This window comes from Pelosinus baikalensis (genome assembly GCF_020819555.1).
GTDB classification, from domain to species: Bacteria; Bacillota; Negativicutes; order DSM-13327; family DSM-13327; genus Pelosinus; species Pelosinus baikalensis.
Genome location: NZ_JAJHJB010000037.1, coordinates 20,093 through 45,285, shown reverse-complemented (window position 1 = coordinate 45,285; position 25,193 = coordinate 20,093). Strand labels below are relative to the sequence as shown.

Sequence of the window (25,193 nt, the reverse complement as noted above, 5' to 3'; positions counted from 1 at the left end):
CGATTGAATGAGGTTCGTTAAGGCTCATGTCTAAAAATAGGGGGTTAGACCGGTTTCTTTTACTTTATATGTTTCAAAGAACGCATCAGCGTTTTTAAAAATGTGGTTAATGCCTTATAAAAAGGAAGTGGATGTATTGCTGGAGAATGCTGGTGTCTTATATTTGTGTGCAACACCCATTGGAAATTTGGAAGATATGACGTATCGAGCGGTGCGCGTATTAAGTGAAGTGGAAGTGATTGCTGCAGAAGATACGCGTCATACGAGGAAACTGCTCAGTCATTTTGATATTCATACTCGGCTGATTAGTTATCATGAACATAATAAAGTGACGAGAGGACCGGAAATCATTGAGCGATTAATTACAGGAGAGAATGTAGCGGTAGTGAGTGATGCTGGTTTACCGGGAATTTCTGATCCAGGATCTGACTTGGTGGAATTGGCGGTACAAGCAGGTATTCGGGTAGTGCCTTTGCCTGGTGCAAATGCAGCATTGTCCGCACTTGTATCTTCTGGTTTAGATACAACCTTATTTTCTTTTCTTGGCTTTTTGCCCAAAAATAAAAAAAAACGGCGTGAATTATTGGCTAGTTTTGCAAACTCGCCTTATACAATGGTTTATTACGAGTCACCGCATCGCATAAAACAGACATTGGCGGAGCTAAAGAGTGCTTTTGGGGATCGCCCAGCGGTGGCAGCTAGGGAATTGACTAAAAAATTCGAAGAGTTTATTCGTGGTACGATAGAAAGTTTAGTAACTCATTTCGCTGAAAATGATCCCAGAGGGGAGTTTACCCTTATTGTGGGAGGTCACAAGACCGATCAAAGTCTTGAAGCAGATACGGATGAACAGGAACAGCCTTCGATTGAAGATGCTGTTATCCAATTAATGGAATCTGGTGTGAATAAAAAAGAAGCCATTAAGACCATTGCCCAACAAAGAGGCTTACCCAAAAGAGAAGTTTATCAGGCAACATTAGAAATAGAGTAAAAGTATTAAAAATCATACGAACCACAAAGACGCAATGCCGCTGATACGGCACACAAAGGGGGGGCAAAAAAATAAATATTAAAATCCCTTTGTGTCCTTTGCGTCTTTGTGGTTCAATTCGTTTATATTTTAAAAGATGTGCAGTACCACATTTTTCTGTTTTTGGGCAAAAAAAAGAAGAGGTTATTTATAACCTCTTCAAAATTCTTAAACAGCTTTTGTTACCATTGCATCCAGGCATTCTTTGCAGATATTTTTATTTTTAAAGACAGTCACTTCATCCGCATTGCCACAGAAAACACATGAACAAGCTGGTTCATATTTGCGTAAGATGATACGGTCGCTGTTTACATAAATTTCTAGAGCGTCTTTTTCTTCAATGGAGAGTGTGCGGCGCAATTCAATTGGAATAACGACCCTACCAAGCTCGTCCACTTTTCTTACAATACCAGTTGATTTCATTATAATTAATTCTCCTCTCATTTCAACAACATTCGACAAAATATGTCCAACTAAATAATACCAAATTCTGATGGGGTTGTCAACCTATTTTTACCATATCAGTAAATATGTTGTACGGTATTACAAAGTTTCTTGTCAGAAAAAGACGAATGGTGCAAAGTCTCTAGAATAGTTCGACATAAGTGTATATTCTTGGTAAAATAGGGACAATAATAAAAAAGTATGATATTTTTATTTTTGTCGAATTATGACATGGAATTTTTGTCATTTAAGTTATGGAAGGTACAATTATAAAAAGAACATCTTTTGTTACCAATTTAACATTATGGGGAGGCTTATTACAACTGTGGAAAAGAAACCATTTTATATTACAACGCCTATTTATTATCCGAGTGATCGCTTACATATTGGTCATGCTTACACAACGACCATTGCGGATGCGGCTGCCAGGTATAAAAGGCTAGCGGGATCAGAAGTACTCTTTCTCACTGGATCAGATGAACATGGTCAAAAAATTCAGCGCAAAGCGGCAGAACAGAATGTGACACCGATTGCTTATGTTGATAAAATTGTTGATTCTTTTCAGCAATTATGGGAGAAATTGAATATTTCTCATGATGATTTTATTCGTACAACGCAGCAGCGTCACCATGATGTTGTGCAAGCTATTTTCCAGAAAATTTATGATAAAGGTGATATTTACAAAGCTGCTTATGAAGGCTGGTATTGTACGCCTTGCGAAACCTTCTGGATGGAGCGGCAGGTAGTAGAGGGAAAGTGTCCTGACTGCGGACGACCAGTAGAAATCGTGCAGGAGGAAAGTTATTTCTTCCGCATGTCTAAATATCAAGACCGATTGCTTGCCTATATTGAAAGCAATCCTGATTTCATTCAGCCTGTATCTCGCCGTAATGAGATGCTGAATTTTATTAAGGGGGGCTTAGAGGATCTCTGTGTTTCTCGCACAACCTTTGACTGGGGGATTCCTGTACCCTTTGATACCAAGCATGTCGTATATGTATGGTTTGATGCCTTAACCAATTATATTACTGCTGCAGGTTATCTAGATGATCGGGAGAAATTTGCTAAGTTCTGGCCGGCTGACATTCATTTAGTCGGAAAGGAAATTGTACGTTTTCATAGTATTATCTGGCCGATTATCTTAATGGCTTTGGATCTCGAAATACCCGCAAAGGTATATGGACATGGCTGGTTAATCATGGAAGGCGACAAAATGTCCAAATCCAAAGGCAATGTAATTGATCCGGTTACCTTAATTGAAGAGTTTGGTCCAGATGCAATTCGTTATTTCCTGCTGAGAGAGATCAATTTGGGAATGGATGGCAATTTCTCCAGAGAAGCTCTTATTAATCGAATTAATGCTGATTTGGCAAATGACTTAGGAAACTTATTACATAGAACGTTAAACATGATTGGACGTTTTAATAGTGGTGTGATTAAAGCAGCTGGTGATGTAGAAGAACTAGATCACCAGTTGGCACAATTGGTACAGAGTACCGTTATCCAATATGAAAAATTTATGGATGTTATGGATATTAATGCAGCAATCAAAGTCGTTTGGGCATTGATCAGCCGTACCAATAAATATATTGATGAAACGGCTCCCTGGGCATTGGCTAAGGATGAGGCGAAGCACTCCCGCCTAAATACGGTGCTGTACAATCTGGCAGAGACGCTGCGAATTATAGCAATTTTGATTACTCCTTTTATGCCGGTTACAGGACCAAAGATTTGGGGGCAGTTGGGGTTAACCACTGATTTTAAAGCTGTAACCTTGGAGGATGTTAGGGGCTGGGGAAAACTACCCGCAGGCATTGTTGTATCGAAACCTGAACCTATCTTCCCACGGATTGAAGATAAGGTTGTTGAAGCTGCAGCAGAAGTGAAGGCAGCAGATCAGGGTAAACAACAGTCAGCAGCGGTAGCTGATGAAAATACCCCTGAGGTTAGCATTGATGAATTTGCAAAGATGGATCTTAGAGTCGTCACCGTACTAGCAGCTGAAAAAGTGGAAAAGGCTGATAAGCTCTTGAAATTGACGGTGGACTTGGGCACTGAACAGCGCACTATTGTTTCAGGCATTGCTAAGCATTACACACCAGAAGAATTAGTAGGTCAGAATGTAGTTATGATTATTAACTTAAAGCCAGCGAAAATTCGCGGTATCGAATCTCGTGGCATGGTTTTAGCGGCTTCTTGTGATGATCAATTAAAAGTAGTCACCGTTCCCGGAATGCCTGCCGGCAGCAAGGTGAAATAAGATTACATAAGAAAGCGCCTGCTATAGGCGCTTTCTTATGTAATAGGATAAAAGTTTATGTTTGTCAGGTGGCAAGAGGGAAAACGTTATGAACCACAAAGGCACAATGCCGCTGACGCGGCACACAAAGGAAGCGCCACGTGTTTTTTGTCATTGTGATAAGAAGCAGCCTCTTAGCATGCGGGGAGATTGCATCGCTATGCTCGCAATGACAGATTAATATTGCGTTTATCCTCCGAAAATCATAAGTAAACCCTTTGTGTCCTTTGCGCCTTTGTGGTTCGATTGTTTTATATATTTAAATGTTTACGTCCCATTTTCTTAACATAACAAGTACGAGGAGTGTTAACCATGTTATTTGATTCTCATGCACATATTGATGATGAAAAGTTTGATATCGATCGTGAAGAAGTAATCCAAAGAGCGATCGACAATGGTGTGACAGGGATTATTAATGTTGGGGCCTCTATGGAATCTTCTGCTCGTTCCATTGCCCTTGCAGAAAAATATGAAGGTATCTATGCTGCTGTCGGTATTCATCCTCATGATGCTAAAGATGCTTTAGATACAGATTATGAACAATTAGTCCGTTGGACTGCTCTTGATAAGGTGGTTGCCATTGGAGAGATTGGTCTGGATTATTATTATGATTTTTCACCGAGAGAGGTACAGCGTTCGGTATTTATTCATCAACTTGATGTAGCTCGTCAAACAAATATGCCTTTTATTATTCACGATCGAGATGCTCATGGTGATCTATTGGAGATTTTAAAGAAAGAAGCCAAAGGCTTAAAAGGTGTGTTGCACTGTTTTTCAGGGAGTTTGGAGATGGCAAATGAAGTCATAAAGATGGGTTTATATATTTCCATAGCCGGTCCTGTTACCTTTAAAAATGCGGCCAAACTTCCAGAAATTGTGACAAAAGTACCATTGGAATATTTGTTGGTAGAAACGGATTCCCCTTATCTAACACCTCAGCCATATCGAGGCAAACGTAACGAACCTGCTTATGTAAAATTGGTAGCTGAGCAGGTTGCCAATTTACGTGGTATTGAGATGGACGTTTTGGCAAAAGCTACGAGTGAAAATGTAAAAAAATTATTTGGAATATCCTAAGAATAACAGAATATATTAACCTATGGGAGAGTATTTTAATAAAAGATATTCTCTTTATTTTTTTGTAAATTTTAAGGAAAGGAAATTGTAGTTTTATTTTTCTCTTCAGGGGACTGAAGTCAGGAAATACGTTGGGTTCAAAATATTGACAAGTATTTAACGTAGGAGGTATAAAGAAGGATATTTTGGTAAATAATTTAGGGAAAGTAAGAAAAAAACTAGACAATACGAATAAGTCATGGTATAATACTCAAACGTTTGAAAAGGAGGTATTTTATGACTTATATTGAGTTGAAAAAAGTGTTTTTTCGACAAAAAATGCTACCCCTATTTCTCGCGCTATTCACTGTTTTATTGGTGGCGACAGGGTTCATGTTTGCCAACAAAAAAGTACACATTGCCGTTGACGGCACTACCATAATGATTAGCACACTACATAGCAAACCTCAAGATGTTTTAGTACAGGCTGGAATTCATTTAGATTCAAAAGATGAATATCGTCTGTCGACCAAGAACTTAACGGATGGTAGTACCATTTGGGTATATCGTGCTGTACCTGTTACGGTAACCTATCAGGGAAAAACTGAGGTGATAGTGACGGGGAAGCCTACAGTGGGGGAATTGGCAGAAAGTTTAGGAATGAACATGGAAAATACTAAACTGGTGCCAGAGGGGCAAAATAAAATAGAAGCCGATATGTTTATTCAAGCCATTACGCTAACCCAGAAAGAGGTTGAGCGTGATGTGGTAGAGAGATTTACCGTAATTCGACAGCCGGATTCAACCTTGGAAAAGGGGGTTGAGAGGGTAATTGAAGAAGGGCAGGATGGTGTAAAAACAGTTGTTGCTCGTATTCATTATGCTGATGGTGTGGAAGTAAGTGCGGAGCAACTGAGTGAAAAAATAAAAGAGCCGCCAAAACCACAGGTTGTTCATGTAGGTACTCGTGATGTGGTTGATACATCACGTGGATCAATGCGATTTAGCCGAGTAATGGCAATGGAAGCCAGTGCGTATCTGCCAACAGATGGCTCTGTTGAGGGAATAACCGCTACTGGTGTGCCAGCTCGTCGCGGTATTGTAGCCGTTGATCCCGATGTTATACCGCTGGGAACCAGAGTATATGTGCAGGGATATGGTTTAGCTACGGCTGCCGATGTTGGTGGTGCAATTGTTGGTAATCGTATCGATTTGTGTATGGAAAATGACAGTGAAGCCTGGAGATTTGGTAGAAGATCAGTAAAAGTTTATATACTTGACTAACAGGGGGTATACTCCCTGTTCTTTTTTTGATACTATAATATGGATACTTTTGATTGCGAAGTAAGTATCTAGTAGAATGATAGAAAGTGGTAGGGAAAGATGATTAAAGAAGTAATTATTGTTGAAGGTAAAAATGACATACATGCGGTGAAAAGGGCAGTAGAGGCTGATTGTATTGCAACAGGCGGTTTTGCATTGGCACCTCATAGCTTAGAGAAGATTGCCCAAGCTTATACGAAGCGTGGCATTATTATTTTGACAGATCCGGATAGTGCTGGTGAGCGGATACGCAATTTTTTAAGCCAGCGTTTTCCAGAAGCCAAGCACGCCTTTGTTCCCAAAGAAGACGCCATTGCTAAAAATGATATTGGAATTGAACAGGCATCGAGTGAAGCTATACGTGGTGCTCTTGCCAAAGTGCGGTATTTAGAGTGGCAGCCAAGTGAGGAATTTATCTGGTCTGATATTATGCAGTATGGGCTTAGCGGTACCCAAGATGCCTCGGCCAAACGGGCGATTGTTGGTGCAAAACTTGGCATTGGCTATGCAAATGCTAAAACCTTTTTACAGCGCCTTAACCATTATGGGGTAACCCGCGCCGAATTTGAACAGGCGGTACAATAACATTGGAGGCAGTAATATGAAACAGCCGACTATAGCAAATAAAGATGTAACCTTACATATTTTAAAGCGATTTGGAATCCGAATGAGCAAAAAGCTCGGACAGAATTTTTTAATTGATGAACATGTGGTTCAAAGTATCGTGAAGGCCGCCAATATTACCCAGGGTGATGCTGTGCTGGAGATTGGTCCGGGGATCGGCACTTTAACCCAAGGATTAGCAGAAGCTGGTGCTGCTGTCACGGCTGTGGAAATCGATCGAAGATTGATCGAGGTATTGGCAAAGACACTGGAAGGTTATGAAAACATTCGAGTTGTTCATGGTGATATCTTGCGTATTGATATTGGAAAAGAAGTAGCAGCGCCCAGGTATAAGGTGGTAGCAAACTTACCCTATTACATTACAACCCCAATTATTATGGGGTTGCTGGAAGCGCATATGCCTGTAGATATTCTAGTAACCATGGTGCAGAAAGAAGTTGCTCAGCGTATGGTTGCTGTCCCTGGTACGAAAGATTATGGCTCCTTATCCGTGGCAGTTCAATACTACACCAAGCCTGAGATTATGTTTGTTGTACCACCGGCTTCCTTTATTCCGCCTCCTGCTGTTGATTCAGCAGTGATTCGCTGTACTGTGAGAGAAAAACCGCCAGTAGAGGTAAATGAAAGAATTTTTTTCCGCGTGGTAAAAGCCGCTTTTGCTCAGCGTCGTAAAACCTTGTCGAATACCCTTAAAACGACAGGTGTACCTGCTGATACCTTAAAAGTAATATTAGAGAAAGCTGGTATTGATGGTGGGCGTCGTGGTGAGACGTTATCCTTAGAAGAATTTGCTGCTATCGCTAATGTATGGATACAGTAAAAATTATAGTTGAAGAGCCCCTGCTTGGTTTCTAGCAGGGGCTCTTCTCATTTCTTTTATGGAGTTAAAAAATGATCTAATACATCGAAACGACGTTCATTATGGTAGCCGGTATAGGTCTTGTTTTGCCACTGGCGAGTTCGAGGAGCATTTTGGAAGACACTGATAGCCTCTAAACAATCGCCTACAATTGTTTCAATGATTTTTGCACAATGGATATGAGTTTTTAGAGATGAACCTAATTGATAATGCGGAATGGTAGTAGCCACGTCGATTTTTAGTTTATTCATTCTGGATAAAGCCATAGTTACAGGTGGAATGGCCAATTCGCGAATTGGGATTGTGGATAAGAAACGTCGTGAGACAGCATGGGGACCGTGAGAGGGCGTGGCCAAATTAATTTTTTTGTCTAAGCCAAGTTCTTTATTTAGATTGAGCCTCCATTGGAAGGTGGGGTTATAACGTTCAATATGTCGTGGTGGTGCAGGATAGCAATTTGTTAGCGCCAAATCTAAATGTTTGATTAAGATCCCGTCAATGAGTTCAGTTAGGTTTTCTGCAAATGTCCCTACCATGTCGCCATCCACAAAGGCCACTACATCGCTGCCTAATGCTAATGCTACCTTTGCGCCGATAGCCCGAGGGATGTCAATACCTAGACGTTCGTGGAAGTAAAGAATTTGTAATTTTGGGATGCCAATTTGCAACACTTCATGCATGGTAGAATCATTGGAACCGTTTGCGACTAGAATAATGTGATCAATTTGGAGTGTACTTAAGTTTTGTAGAACTGTTGCGATACGTCCAGCTTCGTTCTTGGCTGGAACAACCACAGTGATCATGCGCCATCACCTCGAAGATTTTGAGTGCGGTGCATGTGGCTCCTAAAGGCCACAGGTGTAATACAGTATATTGAGAAAAGGTCTTTTTGGTTACCCGCCAAATGCAGAACTTTTTGAAATATATTGGAAGGTTTTTTGGGTGTGGCACTTTTTTTTTATGCTACATAGTATGTAATAAGTAAGGGGGGGATAGGGGTGGCTAATGTAGCAGTAGGGGATTTAGTAATTCGGAAATCTCATGGCGGTGATGTTGTTTTTAAGGTAACCAATATTTATGAGGACAATATAGGGCAATCACATTGTACATTAAAAGGAATGCATTTGCGGTTAGTAGCAGATGCGCCGTTAAGTGATTTAGAACGAGTAGGAGCAGAACACCTGCGTAATGAAATTTTGCATATGGAAAGTGTGCATAATGATACAGTGAAAAGAGTTTTGATGCGTCGCAGTATGGAAAGGGAAAAAGTGAATAACGTGCGAGCAGAGCACTCAAAAAAGTATGAATACTTTGAAATGCCGGGTCGTGTACTGCATCTGGACGGAGACGAAGAGTATCTTGCTATGTGTTTAAAAACCTATCATCAAATGAACATCGATGCAGTCGGTCGATGTATTGAGGAATCAAAGCAGCCAGAGCATGTGATTGCTTTAGTGGATGAGTATCGTCCTGATATTTTAATTTTAACTGGTCATGATGCGTTATTAGGGGGTGGCAAGAAAGACTTCAGAGATATTAATAATTATCGCAATTCTAAATATTTTATAGAATCCGTCAAGAAGGCTAGAATTTTTGAACCATCAAAGGATGATCTGGTGATTTTTGCTGGTGCCTGCCAATCTTACTTTGAAGCCATTTTAATAGCAGGGGCTAATTTTGCCAGTGCCCCAACTCGGATTTTTATTCATGCTTATGATCCTGTGTTTATTGCAGAAAAAGTTGCATTTACTCCCATTAAGATAGATGTTATCTAAATGCTAAATAAGTCCCATTGTGGGACTAAATTTGAAACCAAAATTCAGGTATCTTACCAATGCGCTGGACGTGCACTTCCAAGTTAGATTGTAGCAGTAGCAAACGCTTTTCCTCGATCGTATTAGCATTAAGAATTTCTTCGGCAGTAGGAACCACGATTTCTTTGAACTTTTCCTGCGACTTTTGCAAAGATGTTAACTGCATAGTAATAGTAGATAGATCCTTAGTGATGCTTTGCAGTTCTTTTTCAGCCGTATTACTGTCAATTAAATTAGTCCTACGCCATTTCATTACGTCGGCTTTCAATTGCATCGCCTCATCTTGCTTCTTTAATAATTTTGCAATTTCTTCTGCATGATTATTGGCAGGCAGTTCTTCAGTTCGCAAGAAATCACTTAATGCAGCATCGCCTGATGCAATCATAACAAAGGCTTCCCAAACCGATTCTTCGAGTGGATCAACAGGAATATAACGATTGGGGCATTTAGCAGCATCAAGGCGGTAATGCGGACTGCTTTTAGTCACGCAACGATAATAACAAGTATGACCATTAATATTTGACTTCAAGCGACTTGCAACCATTCCCATGCCGCAGATCCCGCATTTTAAAATTCCCCTTAATAAATAATCTCGTTTAGAGTTACGCTTAGATAATTTCTTATTTTGCTCTATAATTTGTTGTACTTGCTGCCATCTTTCTGAGGTTTCAATTGCTGGTATTGGGATATGTATCCAGTTATCTTTTGGCACGTGCGTTCTTTCAATTTTATATTGACCTACTTTCTTTGTAGCAATTTTAAACGCATAAGCAGTGCCAGTATAGAGGTCCTTTGTTAATATGCGGTATACATGCATAGCATTAAAACGTTTTCCATCTCGATTCAATATACCTTGATCACCAAGTTCGGTTGCAATTTTTGGAGAGCCCCAATGTTTTTTTAAACATAAGTCGTAGATAAGATGGACGATCTTTGCCTCTTCTTCATTGATCGTATAAGTAGAATTTAATTCATCCCAATCGAAGCCATACGGTTTATTATTCATAATGATTTTACCTGAATTGGCCTTTGCTCTCCTGCCTCTTAGCGTGCGCTCGCGGATCTTAGCTTTTTCATAAGCGGATATGGCACCCTTCATGCTGAAGAACAAACGTCCTTCCGGGGATGCATCATAATCGCCCGTAACAAACATTAATTGTGCGTTAGCCTTTTCTATGTTGTCCGATAAGAGCAGCTGGTTGGTTAAATTACGGCTTAAACGGTCTGGGTCATAGACAATTACCCTTTTAATCAGTTTGGCTCTTAAATCGTCTCTCAGACGGTCTAGGGCGGGTCTGTCTAAAAACTCACCAGAATATCCATCGTCGATATACTCTTGTATGTTGGTCAAACCTAAAGAGAGTAGCCTATTACGACAAGAGGCAATTTGATCTTGTAGCGAATAGCCTGAATGTGCTTGTTCATCTGTTGATACTCTTGCATAAATTGCATTCATGGAATTTCTCCTTATTTTAGTATAAAAATGATAGGACAAATAAAGGGATATTGTAGCAAAATGTCCAATTATATACAATAAATGAAGTAAAAGGAGTGGATTTTATGGCTTTTTGCTCTGAATGTGGCAAAGAAGTTGGAAATGCTAAATTTTGTCCGGATTGTGGGAAAACTCTTAATGTGCATCAGCAGTAAATGAAAATACTGCATCGGAAAAAATGAATAGTAGTGATGCAAATCCAAAAAGTAAAATGAGTAAAAGTAAGCAAGGTTGTTTTGGGTGTTTAGGACTTATTGTAATTCTTATTGTTATAGGAGCAATTTTTGGTAATTCAGGCTCAGATTCTTCAAAACAGGCATCTAAACAACAGCAAGTCAAGGAACCAGAGTATAATTATACTTGTGATGTTCAAGGAGTAGGTAAAGTAAAAGGCTTGTTTGTAAGTGACGTAGGAGTTGCGATTTTCGAAACAAAAGATGTTGATTCAATTGATTCTTCTTTCTCTACTACAAAAGCGCAAGGCATTTTTAAAATCGTTAGTGTTGTAGTAAGCAATAATCAAAAGGATGCCATAACAATGGATGGCAATTCGTTTAAATTAATAGATGATAAAGGCCGTGAGTTCTCGTACTCTGTACACGGTAGTACAGCACTACAAATGAAAGGGCGAAATACTTTATTTTTAGAACAAATTAATCCAGGGAATACTGTATCTGGAGTAATTCCTTTTGATGTACCAAAGGATGCAAACATTGTAAAAATGGTGTTTACTGGCGGATTTTCTGGTAAGAAGGGAGAACTTCCATATAAGATAATGAAAGCTGAGTAATTAAATAATCTGGGTGATTTTAAAGACACAGTCTGTCCACGTTCGTGGAATGGTACTGTGTCTTTTTCTGCGTAATCATATTTTATTAGCTCCGAAAAGTCGCATTCTAAAAGTTGCAAACTCTTCAGTAATAGTAAAGTGTTCAGCTATTTCCCAAGGTTCGTATAATCCGCTGCCAATTACATCTAGGAGATCATTTTCAGGCACTAGATATTCTGCTGCCCAGCGCATGGCTTTGTATTCAATTTTACTAATATGTAAGCGGTCACTATAATTAAAAAATTCACGAGGAATATAACAACCAACAGTTGTAAAGTGGTGTCCTAACTCTTCTGCTAAGATACAGCGAAGCAGAGCCGTGTCATGAGGTAAAGAACTGTCCAATCCAATGATAGGGGGTAAGCATGTTTCTGTAAAATAAATGCCTCGTATTGGTGGACTAAAATGAAAAAATTCAACTGCTATTGCTTCGTCTTTTGTAAGTTGTAGCATGGCATCTGGCACAGTGTCACCTTCCATATATTAAGTAGGTTTTTTACCGTATTTAATTCTCATTAATTCTTTGAATTCTTCAATACTTCTTATTGCTTCAGGCGGTAAGTCTGACATTGGATCATCAGTGCGGTGAGCTGCAATTGTTTGAATCTTTTTTACCGTATTAGGCTCGTCAGTACGACCTAAAAGATAATCAGTTGTAACATCGAAGAAATCAGCTATTTTTAATTTGGTAGAATCATCTGGTTCACGTCTATTGATCTCATAATGTGCGTAGGTTCCTCTAGAGATGTTCAGAGCATCTGCTAGCTCTTGTTGTGTTAATTTTTTTTGTTCTCTCAGCTGCTTAAGTCTTTCACCCAACATGTTTTCACCTCATTTATTACATTATATATGTAACTAAACGCCACTTAAATAAATGTGGCGAAAAGATACCAAAAGTATTGACAGTGATACTTAGTGCCACTATAATAAGTATAAAGATACGAAACGCCACTAAATGGGAGGTGATGAATTTGAAAAGGGAATGGTTAATAAGGATCTTGAAAAATAGGAAATTAACTCACCAAGATGCTGCTAATCTGTCGAAAATAGAACGCTCATATTTTACTCAAATAGTAAATGGTACTCGTAGGCCGAGCCCTGAAATTGCACAACAAATGGGGAAAGCATTAAAATTCGATTGGACCATTTTTTTTAACCAGCAATGTGGCGTAAAGCCTCTAGAAGATCGGACAGACGGTCGAGTAGCTTGTTTTACAAATATCGGGTAATCAGCAAGTTAGATCACTTTTTGCCCCAAATACCATAATTAAAAGTAGAGCCTTTTGCAAATTCGGAAAAAACTGACGTGTAATTTATTAAGGCGAGTTAAGGAGGTGAGTAAATGGTAGCTGATGATAAGACCGCCACTATTGGTAAAAGTGAAGAGCAGGTATTCAAACTACGTAAAGAAATTCTTGATCATCTCCGTAAGAAGGGAGTTCCGGGCCTTCATTTGGTACGCATAGAGCTTGAACTAATGATGAATGAAGAAATGGGAAACGAAAGAAACAAAGAGACTTTAATGATGTTAAAAAGTAAGAACAAGAATCAAGGTCAATACAATTCAAATGAATAAGGACGCAAAACCACTACAGGGCAAGGACATAAAATTTCTTGTATTTTTATTGGTTCTTTTGCTTCCCAGTAAGTAAACATATTTTCTTTAAAACTCAATGGATTAACTTTATCTACATATGAATGATTAATAAGATCCATATCTGCTTTGAAAAGAACACTTGGCTTAGTAGGCATACATTCATATATGATTGCTGATCCTTCATGACATTTCTCATTAAAGTCAATAGCTGATTGGATGTTATCTACAACGAAAATTGATTCTTGCCTATTGGGTCTATGAGGGAAATAATCTGAACGAACTTTTTCAGCGATTACTTCCCGCATATAAAAAGTGAACACTTCTGGTAATGGCTGATTAAAATTTATTTTTTCATACTTTAAGAAGAAATCGAGAGCATTCATAGATTTAGTTATTAAAGAATCAACTTGTGATTTATCTTTGCAATTATCCAAGTCAAGAAGTAAATATTGCATATGTTTGAAGACCTTAAACCAGATCGTCAAATTAGAATATTTGCTAATAAAGTCATTAGTTGATAATGGAATAACAGAAACATGAAAGAACTTTTGTAAATTGCTCATAGATAACACCTCCAGATACAAGATTCGGTAAGAAGTGGATAATTCCTATATTAAAAAATCGAGGTGGTTAATTGGAACCTGTTTTAATTGTGCAAGCGATTGGACTTGCAGTAGTAGCTGTATTTTTATTATCAATAGTAATTTGGGATAAGCAGTAATTCATACCTTATATGGGAGGGGTGAGTGTGAAAGAAAAAAACAAACCTATCTTTTTAGGAGTCAAATCTAAAGAATCGGGAATTATGCATGCGCCCAATGAAATACCAGAAGAATTTAAAGAAAGAATACGAAATGCCATAAAAAACGTGCTAATCAACCGAAACCTTAGAGCCGGATAAACTCCGGCGTGGTAGAATCGGACAAGTTTTTTATCTAGGAGGGAAGCGTTATGAATAAATACATATTTAATACAGCGATTCAGCGTAGAGCGCAGCAAACAGCAATGCTAAAAGCTCTCGTAAGCGTTATATTGCTAGGAATTGGATTTATCTATATTTTATTCAGAATCCCAGGACAGTGGTAAAAAGAATGCCTATCCAAAGGACAGGCTAGAAGTGGGGTGAGGACGTAAGTAATGTTGTCCTCTGATTACATTATCCCATGGAAGGAGGTGATAAACCATGCAGAAGAAAGGAAGAACCATCTATCAAACTGCTAGACTTTATACCGATTTTACCCAAGAAAGTGCATCTGAGCGTCTGAATATAAGTTGTAAGTCAATTGGAGCATACGAAAGAGGCGAGACAATTCCACCAGATGAAATTGTAATCGCCATGGTAGAACTGTACCACACTCCGTGGCTACCTTACATGCATTTAAAACTCAATAATGCAGTAGCAAAAAAATACTTACCAGATATTCAACTAAGAGACTTATCATCCAGCATACTTGATCTTCAAGTGGAAATGGATAACACCAATAAGGTGCAGTTAGGTATGGCTACAATCGGTCGTGACAATATCGTGGACAAGCACGAGGAAACCGAATGGGAAAAATACATGGCAAATTTAAAATCATTAGGAGGAGCATTATTTTCAGTCGTCTTTTCTCCCATACAAAAAGAAAAATCGCCTGTGTTGGTCCACAGACGATTCGAGTACTAAGACAAAATTCAATTACCAATATTATATCATGCCGATATAGTAGCGGTCAAATACGGAGGCAAAAAAATGAATAATCGTAAATACTTCAATCGTTATCCATTAAAGAGTAAATATTGGATGATACTTTGGTTCGAAATCGGTAAAGAAATAGAGCGGAATAATATGGTGGCTAAAAATGGATGAATTACAGCCGCGAGCTAAAAGAATATGGCCATCTGGCAAACACTATAAAAAGGCATTACCCCAAGAGTCTTGGTCAAGAGCCGAGCGATTTATAAAGATCATGGCAAATGCGCGTTCATATGCTGCCACTTTAGATATGCAGCCTGAAATTGATCTTAAAAAGTTGCGTGAATCATTTTCATTTATAGAAAAAGAAATGGCTCAATAGTAAAAATATGGAAAACTAAAAACGCTTACAACTACCGCAAATAGTTGTAAGCGTTTCCTAAAAGGAGCCATACATAGATAAAAATCAACTTGCTTTTATTATACTCTATGTGTGGCAAGAACTCAATAAAAATAAGGCTTAGAAGCCTTGTAAAACCTTGATAAATAATATTATCTTGCCGACATAGACAGATATTTCCATCATATAGCTATCTATATACATAGGATATGCATTTTAAAAATAATTATGCATAGAAATATTAATTGTTTATGTAGGTAGTGAGGTGGGTACGAATTGCCATACATAAAAGAAACGTACATTACAGGAGCAGTAACTGAGGTAACCAAAAAATTTACCTTTACATATAAGGGCAAAGCAACCAAGAGAAGCCCAAAAACAAAAGAAACACCAGAAAGTCAAAAAAAACAAAATGAGGGGATTGCAATAAAAAAATTACGCCGCTTAATAAATGCTAATTTTGGTTATGGAGATTATCACCTGGTTTTGGATTATAAACCAGAGTGCAGACCTAAGACCCCACAAGAAGCCAAAGAAAATTTAGAAAAATTCTTAAGGAAAATGCGCGCTGCTTACAAAAAGCTAGGAAAGGTTTTTAAATACGTTGCCACAACAGAATTTGGGGAAAGAGCGTGGCATCATCATCTAGTTATTAATTGCGTTGATATAAAAATAATTAGTGATATTTGGGAGAACGGCAGACCAAAATTATTCCCGCTGGACAAGACAGGTCAATATAAACAACTTGCCAGCTACATAATCAAGCAAACCAGAAAGACGTTTAATGACCCAAAGAGACAAGTACATAAAAAACGATGGTGCCCTTCCTCTAATTTAATCAAGCCAGAACCAATTATAGAAATTGTGAAAGCCAGTTCATGGCGCGAAGACCCAAAACCTCAAAAAGGATACATGATAAGCGAACAATATAGCGGCACAAATGACATTACAGGCTATCAATATCAGTTTTATAGCATGGTAAAAATTGATGCATATAAAGGGAGACAGGCGAAAAATGAACGCAAAATGCATACCAAGCACGACAACAAGAGCAAATTGCCTAGAGTGCCTTATCCCAGGGATCATAATTGACTATAAAGATCCTATGATAAAAATGGCATGTCCTGAGTGTGGCGTAATATGGCGTACAATCACATCATTTTGCACCGAGTGTAAAAAACCGAGTAAAACCCCTTATTATATCGATTGCGAATATTGCAAAGGCAAGAAAAAAGGAGGCGAAAAGCATGAACAAAGTAATCATAGTCGGGCGACTAACCCGAGACCCCGAAGTCCGCTACACCCAAACGGGCAAAGCAGTAGCTTCTTTTAGCGTGGCGGTAGATTCAGGTTATGGAGATAAAAAACGTGCTGACTTTATCCCTGTAATAGTCTGGGACAAGTTAGCGGAAGTTTGCGGCAACAACCTCACCAAAGGTCGCCGTGTTTTAGTGGAAGGGCGTTTACAAATTCGTGATTATGAAAAAGACGGTCAAAAACGCCGAGCTGCTGATGTGGTAGCCCAAAACATTGAATTTTTAGATACCAAACAAGCAGCCAATAATCCTTCTGCTCCACCAAAAACACCAGGATATGATACCAGCTCATTTGGCACCGAAGTATTCCCGGAGGAAGAGATCCCTTTCTAGGAGAGCCTCCAAAACGCCAGCGGAACCTAAAAAGGGCTAAAAAGCTACTCAATCGGAGGCGTAAAAAGAAATGAGAGTCAAAATGAAAAGAATGATCCTTTTATTAGCTATTATCACGCTGCAGCATACTTGCTCTAATATCGACACTCTGCAGTCAGTGGCAGAACAGTACTGCAAAGGAACCGATCCACGCCAGGTTGCAGAATTTCGAGAGGGTATTAGGGAATTAAATTATGATCTGATAGGCGAAAGTGAAGTATGGGCGGGTCTGGTTATAAAAATAAATCAATGGGAGTGAGGACGTGCGTAAAATCTATAGCGGTTATTGCCCTAATAATCATGGACGTGCTTTCACCGAAAAACCTAAAAAAGCCAAACAGCCCAAAAATAAAATCAAGATAAATCTGGTGCTGGAGGCAGCAAGTAATATCATAAGGGGCAGGTAAACATGGCAAAGAGGTCGATTGAAGATAATTTACAGGAAAGTTTAAACCACTGGCAATATCTTTATCATTTTGGAGGTCATGATCCTTTTTGGAGTGACGGATGCAATTTAAATCTGGTCAGAAATCACATTTCACGCTACAAAGAACAAATTAAAGAATTATATCCAAATGGTGATTATCCAGAAGTTTATTACCAAGATACTCCACCAGAAGTTAGTAATGATTACATGGCACGAACTGAGGAAATTAAAGAAAATGCTGAAAATGTCTTAGCGGCATGTAAAAAAGACCCTAACTATAATGAGCTGCTATTTACTGTTTTGAAGTTGAATGCAAAAATCCAAGAGCAGACAAGCATTAACAATGTGATCTGGTATGTAAAAGGTTTAGAAAAAGCGATTTTACAAAATGACCTAATTCACATGAGAAGAGCCAACGCAGAAAGCTATATTTCAGCATTTGAAAATTGCATTAAAAGGGTTAAAAATTTATATCAACATGAGGAACAACAAGGACAGCTTAGTTTGTTTTAAAGGTGGTGCGGTACATGCGACAGATTAGTGTAAAAACATCATGGAAATGGATACGTCGTAACTACCGTATCCTAGCCTATATAGTCTATGAGGATGGTAGTAGAGAGGTAATATTGGGGCGGGATAGCACATAGATGGTTGCGCCTCTGGCGAAATAAGGCAACAAAAAAAGGCGACTGATGTCACCTACTGAGTAGCTTTTTTATCGTCTTTTGTCTTCTTATGTATTAGTACAGGGATTGTCTTTGGATTTTTTAATGCTTGTTGTTGTTTAGCCCACTCAATAGTGCGATCAGGATGTTTTTGGCTCAAAATATCACCTCATGGTTTAGTTACTTTTAAAGGATATTTTTAGTATAGCATTTTTGAAGTAATTACGTCTACTGGAATATCATGGGAGGGTGAGATAAAGCGGAATGAAACCAATGGTATATGGATTATTAAAATAAGGGCGGGGTAACATGACAAACCTTGATAAATGTTTCTTTTGTGCAAGAGAAATGAAATCAGAATGTGAAAGATTTTTTTTCGATCCTACTTTTATAAAAGGGAAACCATTTGATTATTCAACAAAGGTTAGAAGTTGCTGCATGGGGTGCGAAGGTAAAATAAAAGACTTCATGATCGAAAGAGAGACTAAGCAAGCAGTTAATAAAGACGGTAAATTACTATTCTTTCTTGATGATGGTGAGTTTTGGTGGTACTTGGGAGATTCAGCAGAGCAAATTATTGAGTACCATAAAAAAACTTACGAAGGCGAAGATACCATTGTGAACCTGTAAGTATATTACAGGCATTGCAAAGAAATGTTCGTCTTGAAGAATCAGACGAAGACGGTCACCCGAGAAAAGTTATTATGTTTGATTTTATTAATGAAAAATGGACCTACGATAACGGTGTAGCTCCTGTAGCTAGTTCGGTGTACTAAAACTATATGAGAGGGGCGGGATAAAATGAGAGCTTTAGTTGAAATTATTGATTCTGCGAAAGATGGCGATATGCCAACCCACGAAGAATGTTATTGGGCAATGCTTGTATATAACTCCATGTTTATTATGGAGCATAGAGAATACAACAACGTATTACTGGCCGAGAAACCTGCACCAGATTTTATTCGCAAAATGAAAGCCGAAAATTCATTTAATACCTATCAAAATATGCTTAGAAAGTCACCTAAAGAATTTATGGGACCTCTCAATGACCCAAGAAATCCAGAGTATCAGAAATTTAGAAAAATGGGCATGAAGATTGTTAGTAAATTTATTAACAAGGAGGGCAAGGGCAATGATTAATCCTAACAGCGAAGCCGTTTGCCATGTATGCGGTCAAATTCATTCGGATCTTAGCCTGTGCGAAGGTTGCAATAAATTAGCGTGTGAAGACCATTACACGAAAGCCTTATGCGATACCTGCATGGCTAAAGTAGAGTCATTGGAGGGACAAGCATGAAGCTAAGTGATTGCGGAGATTGTCCCAAAAAATCAACATGCTTAATCCCCGATGAAAATAAAACATGGCTCCAGAGTGATCCAGTAAAAGAAACTGAGCTAGTAACTACAAGGAGGAGGCTAAAACCCTCCCTAAACCCCAAGGAGGCAACAATATGATCAGTACCCCATACGAAACCAGAACAGCAGCAGAAGAAGCCGCTAAGATATACTGCTCAAGCAAACAATATAACTAAATTCATCTTAACACTAGATCCCAAAGCGGGAACATTCCATTTCTCAGACCAAGACCAACCGAATAATAAAACAATAGCATTCAAGAAATTAAGACTCATTAAAGGGAAATGGCGAGATCGAACCGCCAATTTCATATAAGGGGAGAGAACATGATAATTATAGTTATTTTAAATCTTAAAGGCGGCGTAGCTAAAACTATGACCTCTATTAACATGGCTCACATTCTAGTTAGTATTTATGGCAAAAAGGTATTACTCGTAGATAATGACAAACAAGGTAATTCATCGAAGTTCTTCCATCTACATAGCTATGAAACCCCAAGCATAGCCGAATTACTCACCGAAAGGAAGTTTGATACCCATAGAGCTATCCAGCATACCAAATATCCTAAATTAGACTTAATCAGTGCCAACATGAACCTACTCAATGCAAATCTAAAAATCATTATGGACGTATCCAGGCAGCAGCAAACAATCCTCAAAAAAGCCTTGCAACAAGTAGAAAACGAATATGACTACTGCATCATAGATAACGCCCCAGATATCAATATCAGCGTCATTAATAGCTTAGTAGCTGCAGATGATGTTATTGTACCAATCAAAATTGATCAATTCAGTTTTGACGGACTTGATCAATTAATAGAACAATTCGAGGAAATAAAGGAATTTAATCCATCACTATGTTTCAAGGGATGCTTAGTAACTCAATTCGCTAAAAACGAGGTAAATATCCAAGGGGAAGCCCATTTAAACAATCAAAAATACCCTATGTTCTCCACGCATATTCGAAGAACTGAAAAAGTAGATGAAAGCACCTTTTCAAGCGAACCGATCATTACCTATTCCCCGAGATGTGGAGCAGCTAAAGATTACCGAAACTTTGTAAAAGAATATTTAGGAGAATAAAAAATGTGTCCAATTAGGACACATTTGGAGAGGGTGGAATAATGGCAAAAGGATTTAGTTTAATGGACATGCTCAATAACAAATCAAAAGCAGATTTAAGTAATGATACAACCATAGAAACAAGGGCGGGTAATGATTTTAAAGATGTGGCCAATATTGAAAATGTTAAAATTTTAGATTTATCCTTATTTGACAGTGACACTAAACAATTCCTGAAAGAAAAAGAAAGAAACATCGAAAGCGTATTTCATAAGGCTAGATTCGATGTTGGCAGAGAGCTGAAAGAAGCGCAAGAACAGTTAGCAAAGCGTGGATATGGTTGTTTTGGTCAGTGGTGTGAATCGATAGGTTTTAACCGAGAAATGTCGTCGAGACTAATGAACTATCATGAATTGATTGTCAGAAATTCTGACAAGCGGGATTTTATTGAATCTCTTCCTAAAACACTGGCTTATGAAACTGCTAGACCGTCTACACCTTTAGAAATTAAGCAAGCAGTTTTAAATGGTGACATAACCACCAATAAACAATTACAGGAGGCAATTAAAGAGAAAAAAGAAGTTGAACGCCGAGCCGAAGAAGCCGAACAAAAATTAGCAAAAGAGTTAGAAGAAGTAAAAGAGCTAGAAAAAGCTCTTGATATTATCGAGGAAGATAATACAGTACTTCGTAGGGAAAATAAAAAACTAATTGATAGACCAATTGAAATAGCGGTTCAGGAAATTATTAAAGAAGTAATTCCAGATGATTATAATTTTCTTAAAGAACAAAATCAGTTATTGGCTAATCAAATAGAAGAATTAACTCATTGTAAGGATACGAAACATAATATTTTATCGCAAACGACTATAGCTGCAGCAAAGAAAATTAAAGATATACTAGAAAAAAGAGTAAGTATAGCCGCGCATGATCGCAAAGCTGAGCTATCAGAAAAAACCGAAACAACGGAATTTATTAGGATTTTAAACCTGCTTATAAAGACAGTAGATAAAGAAGTATTTGAAATCATGGGCGGGAACATCTTTACAGATAAATAAAATTAGAAAGGGAGGCGTGACCTCCCTATAGGTGTTTAATAAACACAATCTCTGGAATGTATAAATTGAATAATGATATGGGGGTATACGATATGGATTGTATTAAGGAGGCAGAGAACTATTTACGATATTATAGAGAATTGCATCAAAGCATAGAACATGCGGATTATATGATCAGTAAGCTAATGTATAAGACTGCACCAAACGACATGTCTGCTGTGTCTATGGATATTACAGGAATACGGGCGGGTAATCCCTGCAATACATTAAATCAAATGTATCAATTACAGATGTGGCAGGAAATGAAAGAGCGGACACTGGAAGAAATTGCGAAGGTAGATAATGTACTTGATGCTATTAGCCAGGACACAGGTTGTGAGATATATAGGAATTTATTGTATATGTGGTATGTAGAAAAGAAGGTGAAGGATGAGATTGCAGAAGAGTTGGGATATAGCCATAAGCAATCAGTATACGAGTTAAGAAATAAAGCAATTACCAAATTTGCTGTAGCTTTATTTGGTATTGTAGCGTTGGAAGCAATATAGGGGGCTTGAAAAATATATAAGTAATACATATTTTCTGTACATAAAAGGGGCGGCTAATCCGGCTCTTTTTTCTATAAAGTAATGATATTATATTCTATTATGCAGTTGCATTAGCGAGTATTAAAATAGAAGAAAGGTGTTAGTCCTTTTATGGTGAATTATTTGTTATAGGTGAATTCGCCAGATTTATTCATTATAGAGGAATATCTTATATCGTCAACTATAAGTAAATTACTATAGCAGAAGTAGGATTAGATGCATAGGGGAAAAATGTTTGTAGTTAAAATGGCTTTGCCACCGCAGATCCAATAAGGGATCGGGTGTAAGGAGATAAAAAGATGTTTATAGAAATAAAATCCCTTGATGGAACAACATTCACGGTAGGAGGCAAATTTGAAATAGGTACTATCAATAAAGTCTTAAGTGTAGATTCCATTAGTTTTAACTCCAATAACGATAACGGACAAATTACTTATAATGTTCAATGTTCAGCAGAGGGAAATGAAGATGAAAAATATCAGTACACCATAATTAATCCGACGTATATTGCGAGAAAACTATAATAAATCCACAAGACCCATTATTATATACGGATGGGTGGTGAAAGCAGCGGGGCGAATTCTCGCCCTGATACATAAGGAAGTCAAAATGGGATAATAAAATATAAGGAGCATTGCAATATGAAAAAGGTAGTTGTTTTTACATGTATGTTGTTAATTGTGTTAAGTGGTGTTTGCGGAGCGGCAAGCTGGAAGGAAGTTGAGAGGCACCAAGGAAAGCACAATGAAACAGATTGTGAATGGTCGGTTAGTATAGATAGTGATTCTATAAGGAGAGTAATACTTAATAATGTAGAGTACATAAAAGTAAGCGTGAAAACGACAAACGAAACAGAAGACTATTATTACATAGAACTATACAAATTTAATGCAGACAGTAAGTCATACAGAATTACTAATACGGAACTGCATAAAGATGGCAAAGTATCAATGAGTGATCAGGATTATATCGACAATAATTTCCATGGTGGTTTAAGATGGAAAACTCCGAAGGAAGACGACGTAATAATACAATTAATATTACAACAAATAGAGTAAAATTAAATGTGTATTATAGTCAGGCAGGATTGCTGGCTACACAAGATATATTGTTAATGGCATTTTAGAAAGGGTAGGTTTGAAGAATGAAAGAAGAACAATCGAACGAAGTGTTTTTCAAAAAAGCAACGGACGCTTTAGAAGAACTTTTCGAACGCGCCCAAAAGGTCAATGAAATTCATTTTGCACTTGCTCTAATGTCTGAATTCAGAGGGATGCAAGATGTAGGATGGAGTACAGCCGATGATGCTTTGCATGCTTATAAAGAATACATAGAACTAATAAAAAAGATTCCAGATGGAACGCCAATAAAAATTAGAGTAATGCTTGCCTTTTATAATCATGTTTCAGAGGGAAGTGGTTTCTACGAAATTCCTAAAAAGCTTCTATTAACAATAGGAGGAGAGGGAAATAATCTAGTACCTTTTCAAAAATTAGTTAAAAAACATAAAACTACAGGTTTAATGATTGCTCCTAATGCTAACAAAGTTATGGCTGATATGATTGGACATGCAGCCGAACTAGGGCTTAATAATTTAGCTGAAATAATTCGTGATGCTTTTAATCCAGACGTAAGAAATGCAGTAGCTCATGCAGATTATATAATTGCGCCTGATGGATTAAGATTAAGGCGTCGAAATGGTGGACAGCCACAAATTATCCCATGGACAGAACTTATATTAATTTTAGAGAGAGGGATAAATTTTTTCAATATCATAAGAAACATGACAGAAAGTTATATGCAATCTTACGATCCTCCCAAAGAAGTGAAAGGACGTTTGTATAAAAATGAGCCAGAGTTTAAATATGTGATTAAGTACAATCCCCAAAATGGTAGCTTTGGTATAAGTACAAAGCATTCGATATAGTAAAATGATCACGATAATCGGAGGTTCATTATGAACACAAAAAGAGAAAAAATTAAAAATCTCTCATGTGAATTCAGACAAGCCATTCTTAAATGCGAAGCAACTAAACTTCCTATAGGTCTTCAGGCATTCCCAATCGGTTCCTGCGGCGACGCATCTCTTCTTTTAGGGAAATACTTTCAGCAAAACGGCATTGCAGAAGCATTTTACATTTGTGGTTGGAGAGATACACAATCCCACGCGTGGCTCTTAGTAGACAAACTTATTATTGACGTCACAGCAGACCAATTTCCCGAGATTACAGAGAGTGTAATTATCACAGAGGACCAATCTTGGCACCAACAATTCATAATAGAAATAAATGAGATTGCTGATTTTGAAAGATATGATGACTGCACCAAAAACCAAATGCGATCAACCTACAGCTATATATTGAGTCAAATACCTAAGTTGTAAGTAGCTATGGGGCAGATGCTAAATGGAAGATTGGTCAAGTAGTAGATTTTAAAAATTGGGGGATAAATTTATGTCATCACGTAATACCTTATTAACCACTGCTAAAGAAGTTCATATAATTTTGAATGATTTTCTGTCTTTGCAAGAAGTTATTAGTAAGCCTGGTTTTTTAGGAATGATCAAAAGTATATTTAAAAAAACAAATTTCACAGATATTTATAGTCAGGTTAAGAGCATCGACGTCGATTTAGAAAACAAATTGGAATTAGTAAATGTTTCTATTGCCAATACTCAAGAAGAAATAGTCTTCGTGGAGATATTAAAGAAGTATATATGTGCTTTGAGAATAGCAGTCCAAAAGTTTAGTGTTGTAGTGGAAAAGTTACGAGATAAAGCACAAGGTCATGAGTTACCATGGTCTGCTTATTCTCGATTAATGGATGAATTTAGTCAGGCAGAAAGAATTTATATCGCTTTGGGACAAGAAATGAATCATCATTATAGGCGTTTATAATAGTCAAAC

Annotated in this window: 39 protein-coding genes; 32 read left to right on the top strand and 7 right to left on the bottom strand. The window is 37.8% G+C overall.

Annotated elements, in window-relative coordinates; all coding sequences use genetic code 11:
- Positions 1-100: 100 nt before the first annotated feature.
- Positions 101-991 carry a 16S rRNA (cytidine(1402)-2'-O)-methyltransferase gene (gene rsmI / locus LMF89_RS20095; RefSeq protein ID WP_229536639.1) on the top strand — a complete coding sequence of 297 codons (891 nt, stop codon included), beginning with the start codon at positions 101-103 and terminating at the stop codon, positions 989-991.
- Between the two features lie 207 nt (positions 992-1,198).
- On the opposite strand, the gene LMF89_RS20090 is transcribed toward rsmI, so the two are convergent.
- Positions 1,199-1,453, bottom strand: coding sequence for an AbrB/MazE/SpoVT family DNA-binding domain-containing protein (locus LMF89_RS20090; protein WP_229536638.1), 255 nt, complete (start codon positions 1,451-1,453; stop codon positions 1,199-1,201).
- Positions 1,454-1,799: 346 nt separating this feature from the next.
- Between LMF89_RS20090 and metG the strand changes: the two genes are divergently transcribed.
- The 5 genes from metG (at position 1,800) to rsmA (ending at position 7,596) form a co-directional block, all read left to right on the top strand.
- Complete coding sequence (gene metG / locus LMF89_RS20085) at positions 1,800-3,734, top strand: methionine--tRNA ligase (RefSeq protein ID WP_229536637.1); 1,935 nt, start codon at positions 1,800-1,802, stop codon at positions 3,732-3,734.
- Positions 3,735-4,085: 351 nt separating this feature from the next.
- Positions 4,086-4,850, top strand: a complete 765-nt coding sequence (locus tag LMF89_RS20080) for a TatD family hydrolase (RefSeq protein WP_229536636.1) — start codon at positions 4,086-4,088, stop codon at positions 4,848-4,850.
- 276 nt (positions 4,851-5,126) lie between these two features.
- Positions 5,127-6,113, top strand: coding sequence for a resuscitation-promoting factor (locus LMF89_RS20075; RefSeq protein ID WP_229536635.1), 987 nt, complete (start codon positions 5,127-5,129; stop codon positions 6,111-6,113).
- A gap of 99 nt (positions 6,114-6,212) precedes the next feature.
- Positions 6,213-6,737 carry a ribonuclease M5 gene (gene rnmV, locus LMF89_RS20070; RefSeq protein WP_229536634.1) on the top strand — a complete coding sequence of 175 codons (525 nt, stop codon included), beginning with the start codon at positions 6,213-6,215 and terminating at the stop codon, positions 6,735-6,737.
- A 16-nt stretch (positions 6,738-6,753) separates the two neighbouring features.
- Positions 6,754-7,596: a 16S rRNA (adenine(1518)-N(6)/adenine(1519)-N(6))-dimethyltransferase RsmA gene (rsmA, locus tag LMF89_RS20065; protein ID WP_229536633.1), complete on the top strand. Its 843-nt coding sequence runs from the start codon at positions 6,754-6,756 to the stop codon at positions 7,594-7,596.
- A gap of 56 nt (positions 7,597-7,652) precedes the next feature.
- Here rsmA and LMF89_RS20060 read toward each other — a convergent pair whose 3' ends face one another.
- Complete coding sequence (locus LMF89_RS20060) at positions 7,653-8,438, bottom strand: glycosyltransferase family 2 protein (RefSeq protein ID WP_007958765.1); 786 nt, start codon at positions 8,436-8,438, stop codon at positions 7,653-7,655.
- 195 nt (positions 8,439-8,633) lie between these two features.
- On the opposite strand from LMF89_RS20060, the gene yabG reads away from it, so the two are divergent.
- Positions 8,634-9,410 carry a sporulation peptidase YabG gene (gene yabG / locus LMF89_RS20055; protein WP_229536632.1) on the top strand — a complete coding sequence of 259 codons (777 nt, stop codon included), beginning with the start codon at positions 8,634-8,636 and terminating at the stop codon, positions 9,408-9,410.
- Positions 9,411-9,435: 25 nt separating this feature from the next.
- Here yabG and LMF89_RS20050 read toward each other — a convergent pair whose 3' ends face one another.
- The gene (locus tag LMF89_RS20050; RefSeq protein WP_229536631.1) at positions 9,436-10,905 is read right to left on the bottom strand and encodes a recombinase family protein; all 1,470 of its coding nucleotides are present in this window, start codon (positions 10,903-10,905) and stop codon (positions 9,436-9,438) included.
- 104 nt (positions 10,906-11,009) lie between these two features.
- On the opposite strand from LMF89_RS20050, the gene LMF89_RS26325 reads away from it, so the two are divergent.
- Positions 11,010-11,099: a YfgJ family double zinc ribbon protein gene (locus tag LMF89_RS26325; protein ID WP_369412658.1), complete on the top strand. Its 90-nt coding sequence runs from the start codon at positions 11,010-11,012 to the stop codon at positions 11,097-11,099.
- Positions 11,100-11,122: 23 nt separating this feature from the next.
- Positions 11,123-11,734 (top strand): DUF4352 domain-containing protein, encoded by a 612-nt coding sequence (locus LMF89_RS20045; RefSeq protein ID WP_229536630.1) that lies wholly within the window; start codon positions 11,123-11,125, stop codon positions 11,732-11,734.
- A gap of 75 nt (positions 11,735-11,809) precedes the next feature.
- On the opposite strand, the gene LMF89_RS20040 is transcribed toward LMF89_RS20045, so the two are convergent.
- Both LMF89_RS20040 and LMF89_RS20035 read right to left on the bottom strand, forming a co-directional pair.
- Positions 11,810-12,238 (bottom strand): ImmA/IrrE family metallo-endopeptidase, encoded by a 429-nt coding sequence (locus tag LMF89_RS20040; RefSeq protein ID WP_229536629.1) that lies wholly within the window; start codon positions 12,236-12,238, stop codon positions 11,810-11,812.
- An 18-nt stretch (positions 12,239-12,256) separates the two neighbouring features.
- On the bottom strand, positions 12,257-12,595 hold the full coding sequence (locus tag LMF89_RS20035; protein WP_229536628.1) for a helix-turn-helix domain-containing protein: 339 nt from the start codon (positions 12,593-12,595) through the stop codon (positions 12,257-12,259).
- 149 nt (positions 12,596-12,744) lie between these two features.
- On the opposite strand from LMF89_RS20035, the gene LMF89_RS20030 reads away from it, so the two are divergent.
- On the top strand, positions 12,745-13,002 hold the full coding sequence (locus LMF89_RS20030; RefSeq protein ID WP_229536627.1) for a helix-turn-helix domain-containing protein: 258 nt from the start codon (positions 12,745-12,747) through the stop codon (positions 13,000-13,002).
- Between the two features lie 113 nt (positions 13,003-13,115).
- Positions 13,116-13,349 (top strand): hypothetical protein, encoded by a 234-nt coding sequence (locus LMF89_RS20025; RefSeq protein WP_229536626.1) that lies wholly within the window; start codon positions 13,116-13,118, stop codon positions 13,347-13,349.
- Here the strand turns inward: LMF89_RS20025 and LMF89_RS20020 are convergent.
- The gene (locus tag LMF89_RS20020) at positions 13,328-13,933 is read right to left on the bottom strand and encodes a DUF2441 domain-containing protein (protein ID WP_229536625.1); all 606 of its coding nucleotides are present in this window, start codon (positions 13,931-13,933) and stop codon (positions 13,328-13,330) included. The genes LMF89_RS20025 and LMF89_RS20020 overlap by 22 nt on opposite strands.
- Before the next feature lie 185 nt (positions 13,934-14,118).
- On the opposite strand from LMF89_RS20020, the gene LMF89_RS20015 reads away from it, so the two are divergent.
- From LMF89_RS20015 to LMF89_RS19980, 9 genes are all read left to right on the top strand, one after another.
- Positions 14,119-14,271: a hypothetical protein gene (locus tag LMF89_RS20015; protein ID WP_229536624.1), complete on the top strand. Its 153-nt coding sequence runs from the start codon at positions 14,119-14,121 to the stop codon at positions 14,269-14,271.
- Positions 14,272-14,321: 50 nt separating this feature from the next.
- The gene (locus LMF89_RS25930) at positions 14,322-14,456 is read left to right on the top strand and encodes a hypothetical protein (protein ID WP_255711554.1); all 135 of its coding nucleotides are present in this window, start codon (positions 14,322-14,324) and stop codon (positions 14,454-14,456) included.
- Positions 14,457-14,553: 97 nt separating this feature from the next.
- Complete coding sequence (locus tag LMF89_RS20010; protein WP_229536623.1) at positions 14,554-15,036, top strand: helix-turn-helix domain-containing protein; 483 nt, start codon at positions 14,554-14,556, stop codon at positions 15,034-15,036.
- Positions 15,037-15,211: 175 nt separating this feature from the next.
- Positions 15,212-15,427, top strand: coding sequence for a hypothetical protein (locus LMF89_RS20005; protein ID WP_229536622.1), 216 nt, complete (start codon positions 15,212-15,214; stop codon positions 15,425-15,427).
- Between the two features lie 294 nt (positions 15,428-15,721).
- A complete protein-coding gene (locus LMF89_RS20000; RefSeq protein WP_229536621.1) occupies positions 15,722-16,537 on the top strand; it encodes a rolling circle replication-associated protein in 816 nt (271 codons plus the stop codon).
- 155 nt (positions 16,538-16,692) lie between these two features.
- Positions 16,693-17,094 (top strand): single-stranded DNA-binding protein, encoded by a 402-nt coding sequence (locus tag LMF89_RS19995; RefSeq protein ID WP_229536620.1) that lies wholly within the window; start codon positions 16,693-16,695, stop codon positions 17,092-17,094.
- 82 nt (positions 17,095-17,176) lie between these two features.
- A complete protein-coding gene (locus LMF89_RS19990) occupies positions 17,177-17,392 on the top strand; it encodes a LysM peptidoglycan-binding domain-containing protein (protein ID WP_229536619.1) in 216 nt (71 codons plus the stop codon).
- A gap of 4 nt (positions 17,393-17,396) precedes the next feature.
- A complete protein-coding gene (locus tag LMF89_RS19985; protein WP_229536618.1) occupies positions 17,397-17,540 on the top strand; it encodes a hypothetical protein in 144 nt (47 codons plus the stop codon).
- Between the two features lie 2 nt (positions 17,541-17,542).
- Positions 17,543-18,073, top strand: a complete 531-nt coding sequence (locus tag LMF89_RS19980; RefSeq protein ID WP_229536617.1) for a hypothetical protein — start codon at positions 17,543-17,545, stop codon at positions 18,071-18,073.
- Between the two features lie 186 nt (positions 18,074-18,259).
- On the opposite strand, the gene LMF89_RS25925 is transcribed toward LMF89_RS19980, so the two are convergent.
- Entirely contained in the window at positions 18,260-18,385 is a 126-nt protein-coding gene (locus tag LMF89_RS25925; protein ID WP_255711553.1) for a hypothetical protein, read from the bottom strand.
- 149 nt (positions 18,386-18,534) lie between these two features.
- Between LMF89_RS25925 and LMF89_RS19975 the strand changes: the two genes are divergently transcribed.
- The 12 genes from LMF89_RS19975 to LMF89_RS19920 all read left to right on the top strand — a co-directional run bounded on the left by LMF89_RS19975 (position 18,535) and on the right by LMF89_RS19920 (position 25,184).
- Complete coding sequence (locus tag LMF89_RS19975) at positions 18,535-18,855, top strand: hypothetical protein (protein ID WP_229536616.1); 321 nt, start codon at positions 18,535-18,537, stop codon at positions 18,853-18,855.
- A 171-nt stretch (positions 18,856-19,026) separates the two neighbouring features.
- Positions 19,027-19,365, top strand: a complete 339-nt coding sequence (locus LMF89_RS19970; protein WP_229536615.1) for a hypothetical protein — start codon at positions 19,027-19,029, stop codon at positions 19,363-19,365.
- Positions 19,358-19,522 (top strand): hypothetical protein, encoded by a 165-nt coding sequence (locus LMF89_RS19965; RefSeq protein ID WP_229536614.1) that lies wholly within the window; start codon positions 19,358-19,360, stop codon positions 19,520-19,522. Before LMF89_RS19970 ends, LMF89_RS19965 begins: the two co-directional genes overlap by 8 nt.
- On the top strand, positions 19,519-19,680 hold the full coding sequence (locus LMF89_RS19960; RefSeq protein ID WP_229536613.1) for a hypothetical protein: 162 nt from the start codon (positions 19,519-19,521) through the stop codon (positions 19,678-19,680). The genes LMF89_RS19965 and LMF89_RS19960 overlap by 4 nt, the downstream gene beginning before the upstream one ends.
- Positions 19,681-19,907: 227 nt before the next feature.
- Positions 19,908-20,663, top strand: a complete 756-nt coding sequence (locus LMF89_RS19955) for a ParA family protein (protein WP_229536612.1) — start codon at positions 19,908-19,910, stop codon at positions 20,661-20,663.
- Between the two features lie 41 nt (positions 20,664-20,704).
- The gene (locus tag LMF89_RS19950) at positions 20,705-21,700 is read left to right on the top strand and encodes a hypothetical protein (protein ID WP_229536611.1); all 996 of its coding nucleotides are present in this window, start codon (positions 20,705-20,707) and stop codon (positions 21,698-21,700) included.
- 92 nt (positions 21,701-21,792) lie between these two features.
- Entirely contained in the window at positions 21,793-22,248 is a 456-nt protein-coding gene (locus LMF89_RS19945) for an ArpU family phage packaging/lysis transcriptional regulator (protein ID WP_229536610.1), read from the top strand.
- A 338-nt stretch (positions 22,249-22,586) separates the two neighbouring features.
- Positions 22,587-22,811 carry a hypothetical protein gene (locus tag LMF89_RS19940; protein WP_229536609.1) on the top strand — a complete coding sequence of 75 codons (225 nt, stop codon included), beginning with the start codon at positions 22,587-22,589 and terminating at the stop codon, positions 22,809-22,811.
- A 117-nt stretch (positions 22,812-22,928) separates the two neighbouring features.
- Complete coding sequence (locus LMF89_RS19935; RefSeq protein ID WP_229536608.1) at positions 22,929-23,345, top strand: hypothetical protein; 417 nt, start codon at positions 22,929-22,931, stop codon at positions 23,343-23,345.
- An 86-nt stretch (positions 23,346-23,431) separates the two neighbouring features.
- Positions 23,432-24,214, top strand: coding sequence for a hypothetical protein (locus LMF89_RS19930; protein WP_229536607.1), 783 nt, complete (start codon positions 23,432-23,434; stop codon positions 24,212-24,214).
- 30 nt (positions 24,215-24,244) lie between these two features.
- Positions 24,245-24,670 (top strand): hypothetical protein, encoded by a 426-nt coding sequence (locus LMF89_RS19925; protein ID WP_229536606.1) that lies wholly within the window; start codon positions 24,245-24,247, stop codon positions 24,668-24,670.
- Positions 24,671-24,740: 70 nt separating this feature from the next.
- On the top strand, positions 24,741-25,184 hold the full coding sequence (locus LMF89_RS19920) for a hypothetical protein (protein ID WP_229536605.1): 444 nt from the start codon (positions 24,741-24,743) through the stop codon (positions 25,182-25,184).
- Positions 25,185-25,193 lie beyond the last annotated feature (9 nt).

Bases quoted from the DNA above. Each gene is read 5' to 3' on its own strand.
- rsmI (WP_229536639.1), top strand. From the start codon at position 101: ATGTGGTTAATGCCTTATAAAAAGGAAGTGGATGTATTGCTGGAGAAT.
- LMF89_RS20090 (WP_229536638.1), bottom strand. From the start codon at position 1,453: ATGAAATCAACTGGTATTGTAAGAAAAGTGGACGAGCTTGGTAGGGTC.
- LMF89_RS20080 (WP_229536636.1), top strand. From the start codon at position 4,086: ATGTTATTTGATTCTCATGCACATATTGATGATGAAAAGTTTGATATC.
- LMF89_RS20075 (WP_229536635.1), top strand. From the start codon at position 5,127: ATGACTTATATTGAGTTGAAAAAAGTGTTTTTTCGACAAAAAATGCTA.
- rnmV (WP_229536634.1), top strand. From the start codon at position 6,213: ATGATTAAAGAAGTAATTATTGTTGAAGGTAAAAATGACATACATGCG.
- rsmA (WP_229536633.1), top strand. From the start codon at position 6,754: ATGAAACAGCCGACTATAGCAAATAAAGATGTAACCTTACATATTTTA.
- LMF89_RS20060 (WP_007958765.1), bottom strand. From the start codon at position 8,438: ATGATCACTGTGGTTGTTCCAGCCAAGAACGAAGCTGGACGTATCGCA.
- LMF89_RS20050 (WP_229536631.1), bottom strand. From the start codon at position 10,905: ATGAATGCAATTTATGCAAGAGTATCAACAGATGAACAAGCACATTCA.
- LMF89_RS26325 (WP_369412658.1), top strand. From the start codon at position 11,010: ATGGCTTTTTGCTCTGAATGTGGCAAAGAAGTTGGAAATGCTAAATTT.
- LMF89_RS20045 (WP_229536630.1), top strand. From the start codon at position 11,123: ATGAATAGTAGTGATGCAAATCCAAAAAGTAAAATGAGTAAAAGTAAG.
- LMF89_RS20035 (WP_229536628.1), bottom strand. From the start codon at position 12,595: ATGTTGGGTGAAAGACTTAAGCAGCTGAGAGAACAAAAAAAATTAACA.
- LMF89_RS20025 (WP_229536626.1), top strand. From the start codon at position 13,116: ATGGTAGCTGATGATAAGACCGCCACTATTGGTAAAAGTGAAGAGCAG.
- LMF89_RS20020 (WP_229536625.1), bottom strand. From the start codon at position 13,933: ATGAGCAATTTACAAAAGTTCTTTCATGTTTCTGTTATTCCATTATCA.
- LMF89_RS25930 (WP_255711554.1), top strand. From the start codon at position 14,322: ATGAATAAATACATATTTAATACAGCGATTCAGCGTAGAGCGCAGCAA.
- LMF89_RS20010 (WP_229536623.1), top strand. From the start codon at position 14,554: ATGCAGAAGAAAGGAAGAACCATCTATCAAACTGCTAGACTTTATACC.
- LMF89_RS20005 (WP_229536622.1), top strand. From the start codon at position 15,212: ATGGATGAATTACAGCCGCGAGCTAAAAGAATATGGCCATCTGGCAAA.
- LMF89_RS19995 (WP_229536620.1), top strand. From the start codon at position 16,693: ATGAACAAAGTAATCATAGTCGGGCGACTAACCCGAGACCCCGAAGTC.
- LMF89_RS19990 (WP_229536619.1), top strand. From the start codon at position 17,177: ATGAAAAGAATGATCCTTTTATTAGCTATTATCACGCTGCAGCATACT.
- LMF89_RS19980 (WP_229536617.1), top strand. From the start codon at position 17,543: ATGGCAAAGAGGTCGATTGAAGATAATTTACAGGAAAGTTTAAACCAC.
- LMF89_RS19975 (WP_229536616.1), top strand. From the start codon at position 18,535: ATGACAAACCTTGATAAATGTTTCTTTTGTGCAAGAGAAATGAAATCA.
- LMF89_RS19970 (WP_229536615.1), top strand. From the start codon at position 19,027: ATGAGAGCTTTAGTTGAAATTATTGATTCTGCGAAAGATGGCGATATG.
- LMF89_RS19965 (WP_229536614.1), top strand. From the start codon at position 19,358: ATGATTAATCCTAACAGCGAAGCCGTTTGCCATGTATGCGGTCAAATT.
- LMF89_RS19960 (WP_229536613.1), top strand. From the start codon at position 19,519: ATGAAGCTAAGTGATTGCGGAGATTGTCCCAAAAAATCAACATGCTTA.
- LMF89_RS19955 (WP_229536612.1), top strand. From the start codon at position 19,908: ATGATAATTATAGTTATTTTAAATCTTAAAGGCGGCGTAGCTAAAACT.
- LMF89_RS19950 (WP_229536611.1), top strand. From the start codon at position 20,705: ATGGCAAAAGGATTTAGTTTAATGGACATGCTCAATAACAAATCAAAA.
- LMF89_RS19945 (WP_229536610.1), top strand. From the start codon at position 21,793: ATGGATTGTATTAAGGAGGCAGAGAACTATTTACGATATTATAGAGAA.
- LMF89_RS19940 (WP_229536609.1), top strand. From the start codon at position 22,587: ATGTTTATAGAAATAAAATCCCTTGATGGAACAACATTCACGGTAGGA.
- LMF89_RS19935 (WP_229536608.1), top strand. From the start codon at position 22,929: ATGAAAAAGGTAGTTGTTTTTACATGTATGTTGTTAATTGTGTTAAGT.
- LMF89_RS19930 (WP_229536607.1), top strand. From the start codon at position 23,432: ATGAAAGAAGAACAATCGAACGAAGTGTTTTTCAAAAAAGCAACGGAC.
- LMF89_RS19925 (WP_229536606.1), top strand. From the start codon at position 24,245: ATGAACACAAAAAGAGAAAAAATTAAAAATCTCTCATGTGAATTCAGA.
- LMF89_RS19920 (WP_229536605.1), top strand. From the start codon at position 24,741: ATGTCATCACGTAATACCTTATTAACCACTGCTAAAGAAGTTCATATA.